Source organism: Verrucosispora sp. CNZ293, from assembly GCF_002754655.1.
Window position 1 is genome coordinate 3,288,958 of the sequence record NZ_PEFR01000001.1, and the last position, 11,947, is coordinate 3,300,904.

The window sequence follows — 11,947 nt, forward strand, 5'->3', positions numbered from 1 at the left end:
CCGGGCGGCCTCAGACCGCCGTGGCGAGGATCCGGACCACGCGGTCGAGCAGAAAGACCTCCGTGCCGGCCAGGCCGACCGAGCAGAAGACCGAGATCTGGTCCGCACCGGTGCGTCCGGGTGCCGCGCCGGCCAGCACCGCGCCCAGGTCACGCAGCCGGGAGAGGTACGGCGGCTGGGCGGCGAGCATCGGCGGAGCGTACGACGTCGCCTGCGCGACCGAGTCGCTGACCAGCACGGCGGCGGCGTCGAGCAGGTCGGTGCCGAACTCCGCGCGGTCCACCTGTTTGAAACCGACCGCGTTGACGTGGGTGCCGGGGCGCAGGTCGGCGGCGCTCAGCACCGGTGTCGGGCTGGTGGTGGCCAGCACCACCAGGTCCCGGTCGCGTACCGCCTCCCGGGCGGTCTCCACCGCCCGGGCCGGAATCCCGAGTTCGGCCCGGACCCGGGCGGCAAACGCCTCCCGCCGGGCTGTCGACCGGCTGTGCACTGTCACCTCGCGCAGTCGTCGCACGGCGGCGGCGGCCCAGACCTGGGTCCACGCCTGTCCCCCGGAGCCGATCACGCCGAGGGTGGCCGCGTCCGGACGGGCCAACGCGTCGACCGCCACCCCGCCCAGCGCGCCGGTACGCCGGGAGCCCAGTTCCTCCCCCACGGCCACTGCCCGCACCACGCCGGTCCGCCCGTCGTGCAGCACCACCACCTGCTCGGTCTCCGGGTGCCCGAACGTGTCGTACGCCCGGTATCCGTACCACTGCCCGACCAGGTGCCCGGCGGTGAGCACCATCCGCCCGGCGCCGAGCGACGCGGCGGCCCGGGGCGGGGCGACGAGCCGCCCGTCATGAGCCGCGAGCAGAGCCTGACGCATCGCGTCGACCGAGGTCGCTGCGTCAAGCGCGGCGGCGACCTCCGGATCGGAGATGAGCACGGTCACGGGTCCATGGTGCAGCCTGAAGCAAGCTTGAGGTCCACCCCGGGTGATCCGTCTCACCCAGGCACGCCACGACCCGGTGCTACGGTCGGTTTCGGCGGCCCGCGTGGCCGCCCCGGACGAGTCGTGGGCGTACCCGGTCAGGCCAAGACGCCCCGCGTGCTGAACCCGACTCGTCCCGGCCCCGGTGGCCGGGCCCTGCTGAAGAGGTGACCCGATGGCCTGGATCGTGCTGGTGCTCTCCGGACTGCTCGAAACCGCCTGGGCGATCGCCCTGGACCGCTCCGCCGGCTTCACCCGACCCGTCGCCTCGGTGGTCTTCGTGATCACGCTGGTGCTGAGCATGGCCGGGCTGGCGTACGCGCTGCGGGAGATTCCGGTCGGCACCGGTTACGCGGTGTGGGTCGGCATCGGCGCGGTCGGCACCGCCCTCGTCGGCATGGTGGCGCTCGGCGAACCGGCCAACCTCCCCCGCCTGCTCAGCCTCCTGCTGGTGGTGGCCGGCGTGGTCGGGCTCAAGCTGTTCCACTGATGCGTGGGCGGGGGTGCGTGGCGATCGTCCGTAGTGGGTAGAGACCGGACGGCAGACATGAGACTCACCCACTGGAGGAAGACATGGCCACCAGCACCGTCCGCTCGACCAGCGCCGCCCGCATCTGCACCATCGTGGGCTTCGTGTGCGCGGTCCTCGCGCTGCTGCTCAACCCGATCCTCTTCGGAGTCATCGGCCTGGTCCTCGGCGTCGTCGGCGCGGTGCTCGGTGACAAGCCGCTCGGCTGGTACGCCGCCGCGGCCAACGTGGTCGCCATGCTGCTGAGCATGCTGATCCTCAGCTCGCTCTGATCTCTCCGCGACTCGACGGCCCGCCGCCTCACGCGGCGGGCCGTCGCCACGTCCCGGGTCCACACTCACGACGGTCCGTTCCACCTCTGAGCGCGCCCTTATCGCAAAGGGCGTGGGAGGGTGGGGCGGCTCCGGGCCGGAAATCACCAGCTGTGACGAAGGGCCTGTCAGCCGCGGTCGGCGACCAGGACCCGGTTGCCGTCCGGGTCGCGGACGATCGCCATCCGCTCGCCCCACGGCTGCGTCTGCGGCTCGGCGAGCACCTCCACGCCCGCCCCGGCCAGCCGGGCCAGCGCCGCGGCGCAGTCCGCGACGTACACCCAGAGGGTCGCCGGACCCGCGGGCTGTTCGTCGGCCTCCTGACGCCCGATGCCCAACTGGCCGTCACCGAAGCGCAGCGAGACGTACGCGGCCTCCCCGGTCTCCGGGAAGCGGTACTCGACCCGGCCGCCCAGCAGCCCCTCGTAGAAGCGCAGTGCGGCCTCCAGATCGGCGGCCGTGATGATCGGAAACAGCTCGCTGGCCAGTGCCGTCGGCTCAGCCATCGCCGCCCCGCAGACCCTCCAGCACCTCTTCCAGCTCATCCGGCTTGACCAGCACGTCGCGCGCCTTGGAACCCTCCGACGGGCCGACCACGCCCCGGGTCTCCATCAGGTCCATCAGCCGGCCGGCCTTCGCGAAGCCCACCCGCAACTTGCGCTGCAGCATCGAGGTCGAGCCGAACTGCGAGGTGACCACCAGTTCGACCGCCTGCACCAACAGGTCCAGGTCGTCTCCGATGTCCTCGTCGATCTTCTTCTTGCTGTCCTGCGCGGGGGCCAGCACGTCCGGGCGGAACTCCGGCTCACGCTGGTCCTTGCAGAACTTCACCACATCGTTGATCTCGCGCTCGGTGACCCAGGCGCCCTGGATCCGCACCGGCTTCGAGGCGCCCATCGGCAGGAACAGCCCGTCACCCCGGCCGAGCAGCTTCTCCGCGCCCGGCTGGTCGAGGATGACCCGGGAGTCGGCGAGCGACGAGGTGGCGAACGCCAGCCGGGACGGCACGTTGGCCTTGATCAGGCCGGTCACCACGTCGACCGAGGGCCGTTGGGTGGCGAGCACCAGGTGGATGCCGGCGGCCCGGGCGAGCTGGGTGATCCGCACGATCGAGTCCTCGACGTCGCGCGGGGCCACCATCATCAGGTCGGCCAACTCGTCCACGATCACCAGCAGGTACGGGTACGGACGCATCTCACGCTCGCTGCCCGGTGGCGCCTTGATCTCGCCGTTGCGCACCTTCCGGTTGAAGTCGTCGATGTGCCGGACCCCGTTCGCGGCGAGGTCGTCGTAACGCATGTCCATCTCACGGACGACCCACTCCAGCGAGTCGGCCGCCTTCTTGGCGTTCGTCACGATCGGCGTGACCAGGTGCGGGATGCCCTCGTAGCCGGTCATCTCGACCCGCTTGGGGTCGATCAGCAGCAGCCGCACCTCGTCCGGCGTGGCCCGGGTCAGAATGGACATAAGCAGAGAATTCAGGCAGCTCGACTTGCCGGCCCCGGTGGCCCCCGCGATCAGGATGTGCGGCATCTTCGCCAGGTTGGCCACCACGTAGCCACCCTCGATGTCCTTGCCGAGGGCGACCACCATCGGATGGTGGTCGCTGGTGGCGGCGCGCGACCGCAGCACGTCACCGAGGGCCACGTTCTCCGGGTCGGTGTTCGGGATCTCCACACCCACCGCGCTCTTGCCCGGGATCGGGCTCAGGATGCGGACGTCCGGCGACTTCACCGCGTACGCGATGTTGCGGGAGAGCTGGGTGATCCGCTCGACCTTGACACCGTGGCCCAGCTCGACCTCGTACCGGGTCACCGTCGGCCCCCGGGTGAAGCCGGTCACCGCCGCGTCCACGTCGAACTGGTCGAAGACACCGGTGAGGGCGGCGATCACCTCGTCGTTGGCTTTGCTGCGGGTCTTCGGAGCGGCCCCGCTGCCCAGCATGTTCGACGGGGGCAGCGTGTAGTCGCCGGCCAGGCCGGTAAGCGCGAGCTGCTCGGCGCGGGTCGGCGCGGGCGAGTGCTCCGGCGGCTCGGCGGGCTTGCGGCTGGCCGGCACCCGGGACGGTGTCTTGCGCGGCAGGACCATGGTCTCCTGGAGGTCCGCGCCGTCCAGGTCGTCGAACTCGTCCGGGTCGACAGGCGGCGCCGCCCGTTTGGTGGGCCGCCGCCGCGCCGGCGTGGCGGGTGCCTCCGTCGGCTCCGTCTCGTCCTGCCCGATCACGCCGCCGGCGAGCAGACCGAGCCGCTCGGGGATCTTGTTGATCGGCGTCGCGGTGACCACCAGCAACCCGAACACCAGCAGCAGGACCAGCAGTGGCACCGCCACCCAGGCGGTGACCGCGCGCTCCAGCACGCTGCCCACGCCCGCGCCGATCAGGCCACCGGCGAAGTCCCGCTCGCGCGGGTCGACCGGCTGCTGACCGATGTGCAGCAGCGCGGCGGTGGAGACCAGCATGGAACCCCAGCCGACCAGCCCTCGCCCCCGGTGCTCCGGGTCGCCGGGCTGGCGCATCAGCCGCCACGCGCCGATGCCCAGCAGCACCGGCACCACTATGGAGATCGCCCCGAGGAAGAGCCGCACCGTGTCGGCCAGTCGGGCACCGACCGGACCGGCTGCCGAGAACCAGATCGCGCCCGCACCGAGCAGGGCGAGACCGATGAACAGCAGGCCGGCACCGTCGCGGCGGTGCTCCGGGTCGAGGTCGCGGGCCGAGGCCGCCTGGCGCCCGGCAGCGCGCACCGCCCAGCCGACCCCGTGGGCCAACCCCATCCACAGTGCCTGGATCGCCCGACCGACGTACGCCGCCGGGCCCGGCCCCCTCGTCGAGGTACGGCGCCGTACCGGCGCACGGGTCTTCTTGGCCGGCTGGCGGGCACGACTGTTCGCGCTGCCACGCGGCGACGCGCCGCGCCGCCGACTCGCCTGAGGGGTACGGCCCGCCATAGCATCACCGTAACGGCGGGCCGGGTGATTGGCCGGTCATCCTGGTCGCTCCGCGTGTCGCAGCGCGGTACCCGCCGCCTGCCGTGATATTCGCCTCGCGAGGGAGTGTCCGATGGGGTCGCCGGAGTTCGAGGACCGTACCGGCGACCCGTTGGCGGGTCATCCGTCGACGCTGCGGCCGTTGACAGGTGATCTCCTCGCCGCCGTGCTGGCCCACCGCGGTTGCGCGGTGGCCGGTGGCGGGGACGGCGCGCTGGTGGGCAGGTGGGCACAGGGTCACATCTGGTTCCTCCGTGCCGGGGACTCCGGAGAACTGCTCCAGGTGCGCACCGTCGCCACCCATGCCTTCCCTGTCGAGGACGTGCCGCGGTTGCACGACTTCTGCAACACCTGGAACCGCGACCGGTTCTGGCCGAAAGCGTTCGTGCACGTCGACGACGCCGGCCGGGCCCGGGTCTACGGCGAGGTGATCACCGACCTGGAACGGGGTGTCACGCCGCATCAACTGGATCTGCTGCTGGACCGGGGCATCTCGGCCGGCTGCCGGCTGGCCGCCGAGGTGGGCCGACTCGTGGGGACGGGGCGCTCGTGACCGGGCCAGCGCTGGGCGGTGGCCGAAGCCGCAGCCGGGCTCGCGTCAGTGGCCGGTCAGCCGACGGGGCACGCGCCGAGCGAGGGCCAGCCGCTGCCCTCGCCGACGCCCGGGACATGCCCGACGGCGAGGTGCGCGTCGGTGAACTGGCCCGGGTCGCCGCCCTCGCCGAGGCGAACGGCGATCGGCGGACCGCACTGGATGCCTGGTCCGAACTGGTCGAGACGCACCTGCGCGGCGGCGAACGATGGCGGCTGTTCGAACCCGTCCAACGTTGCCTGACAGTGGCGGGCCTGGACGACGACACCCGACGTCGTTACCTGCGGTACGCCGTCGAGGCGCTGCTCGGCACCCCCCGCATCGGACTGGACCAGGCGCGCGGCGTGTTGGACGGCCTCGCCGACGAGGCGAACGCGGCGGTCGTGACGCAGCTGCGGTGCCGGATCGCCGATCATGTGGGCGACGAACCGGCCGCCCGGCGCTGGTTGGCCCGGTGGCGGGCCGGCGCACCCGATCCGGCCGCCGGATGCCCCGACTGCCTGCCCGTCCGGCAGGCGGAGCTGTTCGCCGGTTGGGGCGACTGGGCCGCCGCGCTCGACCTGCTCGACCCCCTGCTCGACGCGCCGGCCGGCTGCACCGCCCAGCCGGAGGCGGCCCTGGCCGCGGCGCTGCTGCCGTGGCTGCGCGCGGGCCACGCGCGGCGGGCCGGCCGCGCCCACGTACGGGCGTACCGGCGGCACCGGGCGGAACCCGACGGGTTCGGTTATCTCGCCACCCACCTGCGCTTCTGCGCCCTGGGCGGGTACCCCGACCGCGGTGTGGAGATCGTCGTCGAGCAGCTCCCCCGGCTGGACCAACCGCACGAGGATCTGTCCGTGATGGAGTTCGCGGCGGCGGGGGCGCTGGTCTGCGCACTGGTGGGCGAGACGGCCGCCGACCGGGTGGTGCGCCGGCCGGGGTACGGTGGCCGACCCGCCGCCGAGGTCACCGTGGGTCAGCTCGGCGCCGAACTGCTCGCCGTCGCGACCACGCTGGCCGGCAGCTTTGACGCCCGCAACGGCACCGGGCACCAGTCCGGCCGGATGGCCGCCTGGCTGGCCGAGCGTCCGCTCGCCCCGGCGGTGCCGCTGCCCGCCGACGAGGAGTGCGAGCCGGACGACGAGTTCGGGGTGGACGGGGAACCCGGACACGGCGATCCGCCGGAGCCGGACGGCGGGCTCGCCGGGTCGCCAGTGGACGATATCGGCGCGTTGACCGTATCCATGATCACAAGGGCGCTGGACGAGCGGGGCGACGGTTACACCGTCGACGCCGCCGGCACGGTGCTCGGGCGGTGGGGCGACGCGGTGATCCAGTTCCGGCGGGCCGGCGAACGCCACGACATCCTGCACGCCCGGGTGGTGGCCGGGCGTCGACTGGCGGCCACCCGGCGCGCCGAGGCGTACGCCTTCTGCAACGCCTGGAATCGGGACCGGCTGCTGCCCAAGGCGTACGTCCACGAGCCGGGCGACGGTCAGCTGGTGCTGGCCGGCGAGGTGACCACCGATCTGGCGTACGGGGTCGCCCCGGCTCAGGTCACGGTGCTTGTCGACGCGGCGGTCCGCACCGGCGTCGCGTACGCGGAGGCGGTCGCCGCCCTGCCCTGACACCACGCGTTCCCGGCCGGGTCCGGACAGCGACCCGGCCGGGAAGGCGACTCAGCGCCGGCCGCTCAGGGCGCGGAAGTTCTGCGTGGTGAGCAGGGTCAGGTTGTTGCGCTGAAGGATCTCGTTTACCGGCTGGTAGAACGTGGTGCCACCGCGGACGCAGTCGCCGGATCCACCGGAGGTCACGCCCTGCGCCTGGTTGCCCGAGATCCACGAGCCACCGGAGTCACCGGGCTCGGCGCAGACGTTCGTCCGTACCAGCCCACTGACCAGCCCTTCCGGGTAACGGACCGTGGCGTTGCGGGCCTGCACCGTGCCGCAGCTGACGCCGGTGGTGGAGCCGGAGCGGCAGATGGACGAGCCGACCGGCACCTCCTGCGAACCGGCCACCCGGGCCACCCCGCCCCGGAAGTCGGTCACCTCCGGAAGCATCCTGGTGTTGTTGTTGACCTGCACGAAGGCCCAGTCGTCACCGGGGAACGAGGAGGCACGGAAGACACCCTGCGCCGCCCGGTCAGCGCCTGTGGTGCGGTCACCGACCCGCCCGCAGTGCCCTGCGGTGACGAAGCCACCAGTCACCGCGAAGCCGACCGAGCAACGGCCGCTGCCGATGAAGAACGGCTCGCCGCCGCGTACGTCGGCGAAGAGGCGCGGCTGTTCCTCGGTGGCCATCCGCACCGCGGTTCGCGGCACGCCGGCACGGGCCACGAACCGCCACCCCGCCGCTTCCGCACCGGGCTCCGCGAGCACCACCACCGTGTTCGAGGCGACGTCGACGTACCAACCGGAGACCTGCCGGGCGCGGGCGGCGGTACGGTCCATCCGAGTCTTGAGGGTGTCGAGCTGGCCCACCCCGCGCTCGACCACCTTGGGTACCGCCCCGGCGGCCCGGACCCGCTGGGCCTGGGCCGCGTTGGCGACCGCCACGTTGAGTTCGCTGCCGTCGGCGCTGAGCCAACTGCCGCCGTAGGCCGCGCCGAGGTCCGCCCGGAGCTGGTCGACCACCCCGGAGGCCCAGCGTTCGGTCTTCAGTCGAGCGGCCACCTGCGACTCGTCCAGCCGCAGGTCCCGTCGCATCGCCTCGACCACCTCCGGGTCGGCACCCTCCACCGCCCCGCTGGTCGGTGCGCCGACCGGGGCGCCACCGTCACCGGCGAACGACGGCAGGGCGACGGCCGCCGCCGCGCCCAGGGCCGCCACCACGACACCGATGGCTGTCAATCGTCTGCGGTCCATCCGCCATGCTCCTCCCGGCTGGCGCGGTTACGCCTGCCGGCTCGGAGTACGGGCAAAAGGCTCGAACGGTTGAACTCGCACGCCGACCAATCGATTTGCTGACGCCGATGGGCCACCACCCGGCGGGTGCGGTGGCCCATCGAAATCGGTCCGGTACTCCCGGTGCTCAGACCTCGACCACTGTGGGAACGATCATCGGGCGACGACGGTACGCGTCGTTGACCCAGCGACCCACGGTGCGCCGGACGATCTGCTGGAGCTGGTGCGGGTCGCTGATCCCGTCCGCGGCTGCCCGGTTGAGCGCCTCGGTGACCAGCGGGATCACCGCGTTGAACGCGCCCTGGTCCTCCGAGAAGCCCTTGGCCGAGACGGTCGGGCCGGCGACCACCTTGCCGGTGACCGAGTCCACCACCACTGTCGCGGCGATGAAGCCGCCGTCGCCGAGGATGCGCCGCTCGGTGAGCAGCGACTCGCTGACGTCGCCGACGGCCAGGCCGTCGACGTAGACGTACCGGCTCTTGACGTGACCCACCAGGCTGGCCCGCCCCTCCACCAGGTCGACCACGTCGCCGTCCTCGCAGAGCACCACCCGGTCGGCGGCCACACCGGACTCGATGCCGAGCCGGGCGTGGGCACGCAGGTGCCGCCACTCGCCGTGCACCGGCATCAGGTTGCTGGGCCGGACCACGTTGAGCAGGTAGAGCAGTTCCCCGGCCGGTGCGTGTCCGGAGACGTGCACCTTCGCCACGTCCTTGTGCACGACCACCGCACCCGCCCGGGCCAGTCGGTTGATCACCCGGTAGACGGAGGTCTCGTTCCCCGGGACCAGCGACGAGGCGAGCACCACCGTGTCACCGGGTGCGATGGTGATGTGCCGGTGGTCGCCGCTGGCCATCCGGCCCAGGGCGCTCATCGGCTCGCCCTGCGACCCGGTGGACATCAGCACGATCTGCTCGGGCGGCATCGAGGTCGCCTCGTCCAGCCCGACGACCAGGCCGGCCGGGATGTTCAGCAGGCCCAGATCCCGCGCGGTGCCCATGTTGCGGACCATCGACCGACCGATCAGGGCGACCTTGCGGCCGTGCTCGGCAGCCGAGTCGAAGACCTGCTGCACCCGGTGCACGTGGGAGGCGAAGGACGCGACGATGATCCGGCCCCGGGCCTTCGCGAAGATCGAGTCGAGGACCGGACCGATCTCCCGCTCGGGCGTGACGAAGCCCGGGATCTCCGCGTTCGTGGAGTCCGACAGCAGCAGGTCGACGCCCTCGGCGCCGAGCCGGGCAAAGCCGGCCAGGTCGGTGATCCGGCCGTCCAGCGGTAGCTGGTCCATCTTGAAGTCGCCGGTGTGCAGCACCAGGCCGGCCGGGGTTCGGATGGCCACCGCGAGCGCGTCGGGGATCGAGTGGTTCACCGCGAAGAACTCGCACTCGAACGGGCCGAGCCGCTCCCGACCGCCCTCCCGGACGGTGAGCGTGTACGGCTGGATGCGCCGTTCGGCCAGCTTCGCCTCCACCAGCGCGAGGGTGAACTGCGAGCCGACCAGCGGGATGTCGGGCTTGTGCGCGAGCAGGTACGGCACCGCGCCGATGTGGTCCTCATGGCCGTGCGTGAGCACGATCGCCTGGATGTCGTCGAGCCGGTCGAGGATCGGTCCGAAGTCCGGCAGGATCAGGTCGACACCGGGTTGTTCCACGTCCGGGAAAAGCACACCGCAGTCGACGACAAGCAGCTTGCCGTCGTACTCGAAGACGGTCATGTTCCGGCCGATGGCGCCGAGCCCGCCGAGCGGTATGATCCGCAGCCCGCCCTCCGGCAGCGGCGGTGGAAGTTGGGCCTCCTCGTTGTGCGCCTCGGTCACGCGTTCACCTCATTCTGCGACGCCGTCACCCGGCGTCCGTCGTCTCGTTTGATCATTCAGGGAGCGGCAGGCCCGCCGCCGCGCAGTCGGCGCGTAGCTGGGCTAGCTCACCATCGGTGGCAGCCACCAACGGCGGACGGACCGGACCGCCTGGCAGGCCCTGCACCGCCAGGCCCGCCTTGACCAGGATCACGCCCTGGGTACGGAAGATCCCCGTGAACAGCGGCAGCAGGCGGCGGTGCAGCGCCAGTGCGGTTGCCGTGTCCCCCGTGTCGTACGCCTCGATCATCCGCTTGGTCTCGGCGCCGGTGAAGTGCGTGGAGGTGCCCACCACCCCGACGCAGCCGACGGCCAGGGCGGGCAGGGTGAGCGAGTCCTCGCCGCTGTAGTACGCCAGCTCGGCCCGACTGGTCACCCAGCTCGTCGCCGTCAAGTCGCCCTTGGCGTCCTTCACCGCGACGATCCGGCCGTGCTCGGCGAGCTGGACCAGGGTCTCGGTCTCGATCGCCACACCGGAGCGGTGCGGGATGTCGTAGAGCATCACCGGCAGCCCGGTGGCGTCGGCCACCGCGGTGAAGTGGCGCAGCAGACCTGCCTGCGGCGGCTTGTTGTAGTACGGCGTGACCACCAGCAGCCCGTGCGCGCCGGCCTTCTCCGCCGAGGTCGCCAGCTCGATGGTGTGCCGGGTGTCGTTGGTGCCGACCCCCGCCACCACCCGGGCCCGGTCACCGACCGCCTCCACCACGGCCCGGATCAGGCGCTCCTTCTCCGCGTCGGTGGTGGTCGGTGACTCGCCGGTGGTGCCGTTGACCACCAACGCGTCGTTGCCCTGCTCGGTGACCAGATGATCCGCCAACCGCGCCGCGCCGTCGAGGTCGAGCGCCCCGTCGGCGGTGAACGGGGTCACCATGGCCGTGAGCACCCGGCCGAACGGGCGGGAGGCCGCCCGGACCGGAGCGTCAAGGTGGTCGTGCGTCATGGTGACAACCTATCGGACGGCCCACGGCCGGCCACCGGGGAAGGGGCTCACCACCCCCGGGCGTGCGGCCGGAGGACCGTTCAGGACCCCTGGGCGTGCGGGCTCTGGGCCACCTCGGTGCCGTCGGGCAGCGTGGCGATGGTGAAGTCGGCGAAGACGTTCGGCGCGACCCGCTGCAACTGTCGGAGGCACTCCACCGCCAGCTCACGGATCTCCACGTCGGCGTGCTCGGTGGCGCGCATGCCGATGAAGTGCCGCCAGGCCCGATAGTTGCCGGTCACCACGATGCGGGTCTCGGTGGCGTTCGGCAGCACCGCCCGGGCCGCCTGGCGGGCCTGCTTGCGGCGCAGAGTCGGGTTCGTCACGTCGGCGAAGCGACGTTCCAGCCCCTCCAGCAGGTCGTTGTAGGCCCGTACGCTCGCCTCGGCTGCCTCGACGAACCGCTTGTGCAGTTCCGGGTCCTCGGCGATCACCGTCGGCTCCACCATCGCGGCGTCCCGCTCCGGCACGTACCGCTGCGACAGCTGCGAGTACGAGAAGTGCCGGTGCCGGATCAGCTCGTGGGTGAACGAGCGGGACACGCCGGTGAAGTAGAAGCTCACCGAGCCGTGCTCCAGCACCGAGAGGTGGCCGACCTCCAGGATGTGCGCCAGGTAGCCGGCATTCGTGGCCGTCGCCGGATTCGGCTTCTTCCAGCTCTGGTAGCAGGCCCGCCCGGCGAACTCCGCGAGCGCCTGCCCCCCGTCGGCATCCGTCGACCAGGGCACGTCCTCCGGCGGCTCGAACTGGGTCCACGCGATCAGCTTGACCTGGGGCTGCACCATCTCCGGCATTCCTGGGACTGTAGCCGACACCCTCTGACGACCAGAAAACGCCG

The 11,947-nt window shown here is 72.1% G+C and carries 11 protein-coding genes and 1 riboswitch; of the genes, 4 read left to right on the forward strand and 7 right to left on the reverse strand.

From position 1 onward, the window contains the following. Window positions 1-10: 10 nt before the first annotated feature. Entirely contained in the window at window positions 11-934 is a 924-nt protein-coding gene (locus CLT74_RS14850) for an ornithine cyclodeaminase family protein (RefSeq protein ID WP_099847077.1), read from the reverse strand. Window positions 935-1,024: 90 nt separating this feature from the next. After that, window positions 1,025-1,091, forward strand: a riboswitch (guanidine-III (ykkC-III) riboswitch). 57 nt (window positions 1,092-1,148) lie between these two features. On the opposite strand from CLT74_RS14850, the gene CLT74_RS14855 reads away from it, so the two are divergent. Together CLT74_RS14855 and CLT74_RS14860 are read left to right on the forward strand one after the other, a co-directional pair. Beyond that, window positions 1,149-1,463 (forward strand): DMT family transporter, encoded by a 315-nt coding sequence (locus tag CLT74_RS14855; RefSeq protein ID WP_099847078.1) that lies wholly within the window; start codon window positions 1,149-1,151, stop codon window positions 1,461-1,463. An 83-nt stretch (window positions 1,464-1,546) separates the two neighbouring features. After that, window positions 1,547-1,774, forward strand: a complete 228-nt coding sequence (locus CLT74_RS14860; RefSeq protein WP_099847079.1) for a hypothetical protein — start codon at window positions 1,547-1,549, stop codon at window positions 1,772-1,774. A gap of 167 nt (window positions 1,775-1,941) precedes the next feature. Here CLT74_RS14860 and CLT74_RS14865 read toward each other — a convergent pair whose 3' ends face one another. Together CLT74_RS14865 and CLT74_RS14870 are read right to left on the reverse strand one after the other, a co-directional pair. Next, window positions 1,942-2,319: a VOC family protein gene (locus CLT74_RS14865; protein ID WP_099847080.1), complete on the reverse strand. Its 378-nt coding sequence runs from the start codon at window positions 2,317-2,319 to the stop codon at window positions 1,942-1,944. Next, window positions 2,312-4,759 carry an FtsK/SpoIIIE family DNA translocase gene (locus CLT74_RS14870; protein WP_099847081.1) on the reverse strand — a complete coding sequence of 816 codons (2,448 nt, stop codon included), beginning with the start codon at window positions 4,757-4,759 and terminating at the stop codon, window positions 2,312-2,314. The genes CLT74_RS14865 and CLT74_RS14870 overlap by 8 nt, the downstream gene beginning before the upstream one ends. 112 nt (window positions 4,760-4,871) lie before the next feature. Between CLT74_RS14870 and CLT74_RS14875 the strand changes: the two genes are divergently transcribed. Together CLT74_RS14875 and CLT74_RS14880 are read left to right on the forward strand one after the other, a co-directional pair. Next, the gene (locus tag CLT74_RS14875; RefSeq protein ID WP_099847082.1) at window positions 4,872-5,351 is read left to right on the forward strand and encodes a type III secretion system chaperone family protein; all 480 of its coding nucleotides are present in this window, start codon (window positions 4,872-4,874) and stop codon (window positions 5,349-5,351) included. Continuing rightward, window positions 5,348-6,997: a type III secretion system chaperone family protein gene (locus tag CLT74_RS14880; RefSeq protein ID WP_486582314.1), complete on the forward strand. Its 1,650-nt coding sequence runs from the start codon at window positions 5,348-5,350 to the stop codon at window positions 6,995-6,997. The genes CLT74_RS14875 and CLT74_RS14880 overlap by 4 nt, the downstream gene beginning before the upstream one ends. Before the next feature lie 51 nt (window positions 6,998-7,048). Here the strand turns inward: CLT74_RS14880 and CLT74_RS14885 are convergent, their stop codons facing one another. The 4 genes from CLT74_RS14885 to thyX all read right to left on the reverse strand — a co-directional run bounded on the left by CLT74_RS14885 (window position 7,049) and on the right by thyX (window position 11,894). Further along, the gene (locus CLT74_RS14885; RefSeq protein WP_099847084.1) at window positions 7,049-8,233 is read right to left on the reverse strand and encodes an alpha-lytic protease prodomain-containing protein; all 1,185 of its coding nucleotides are present in this window, start codon (window positions 8,231-8,233) and stop codon (window positions 7,049-7,051) included. Between the two features lie 166 nt (window positions 8,234-8,399). Continuing rightward, complete coding sequence (locus CLT74_RS14890) at window positions 8,400-10,091, reverse strand: ribonuclease J (RefSeq protein WP_099847085.1); 1,692 nt, start codon at window positions 10,089-10,091, stop codon at window positions 8,400-8,402. 52 nt (window positions 10,092-10,143) lie between these two features. After that, complete coding sequence (dapA, locus tag CLT74_RS14895; protein ID WP_099847086.1) at window positions 10,144-11,070, reverse strand: 4-hydroxy-tetrahydrodipicolinate synthase; 927 nt, start codon at window positions 11,068-11,070, stop codon at window positions 10,144-10,146. Between the two features lie 80 nt (window positions 11,071-11,150). Next, window positions 11,151-11,894, reverse strand: coding sequence for an FAD-dependent thymidylate synthase (gene thyX / locus CLT74_RS14900; protein WP_099852028.1), 744 nt, complete (start codon window positions 11,892-11,894; stop codon window positions 11,151-11,153). Window positions 11,895-11,947 lie beyond the last annotated feature (53 nt).

Bases quoted from the DNA above. Each gene is read 5' to 3' on its own strand.
- CLT74_RS14855 (WP_099847078.1), top strand. From the start codon at position 1,149: ATGGCCTGGATCGTGCTGGTGCTCTCCGGACTGCTCGAAACCGCCTGG.
- CLT74_RS14865 (WP_099847080.1), bottom strand. From the start codon at position 2,319: ATGGCTGAGCCGACGGCACTGGCCAGCGAGCTGTTTCCGATCATCACG.
- CLT74_RS14870 (WP_099847081.1), bottom strand. From the start codon at position 4,759: ATGGCGGGCCGTACCCCTCAGGCGAGTCGGCGGCGCGGCGCGTCGCCG.
- thyX (WP_099852028.1), bottom strand. From the start codon at position 11,894: ATGGTGCAGCCCCAGGTCAAGCTGATCGCGTGGACCCAGTTCGAGCCG.
- CLT74_RS14860 (WP_099847079.1), top strand. From the start codon at position 1,547: ATGGCCACCAGCACCGTCCGCTCGACCAGCGCCGCCCGCATCTGCACC.
- CLT74_RS14875 (WP_099847082.1), top strand. From the start codon at position 4,872: ATGGGGTCGCCGGAGTTCGAGGACCGTACCGGCGACCCGTTGGCGGGT.
- dapA (WP_099847086.1), bottom strand. From the start codon at position 11,070: ATGACGCACGACCACCTTGACGCTCCGGTCCGGGCGGCCTCCCGCCCG.
- CLT74_RS14885 (WP_099847084.1), bottom strand. From the start codon at position 8,233: ATGGACCGCAGACGATTGACAGCCATCGGTGTCGTGGTGGCGGCCCTG.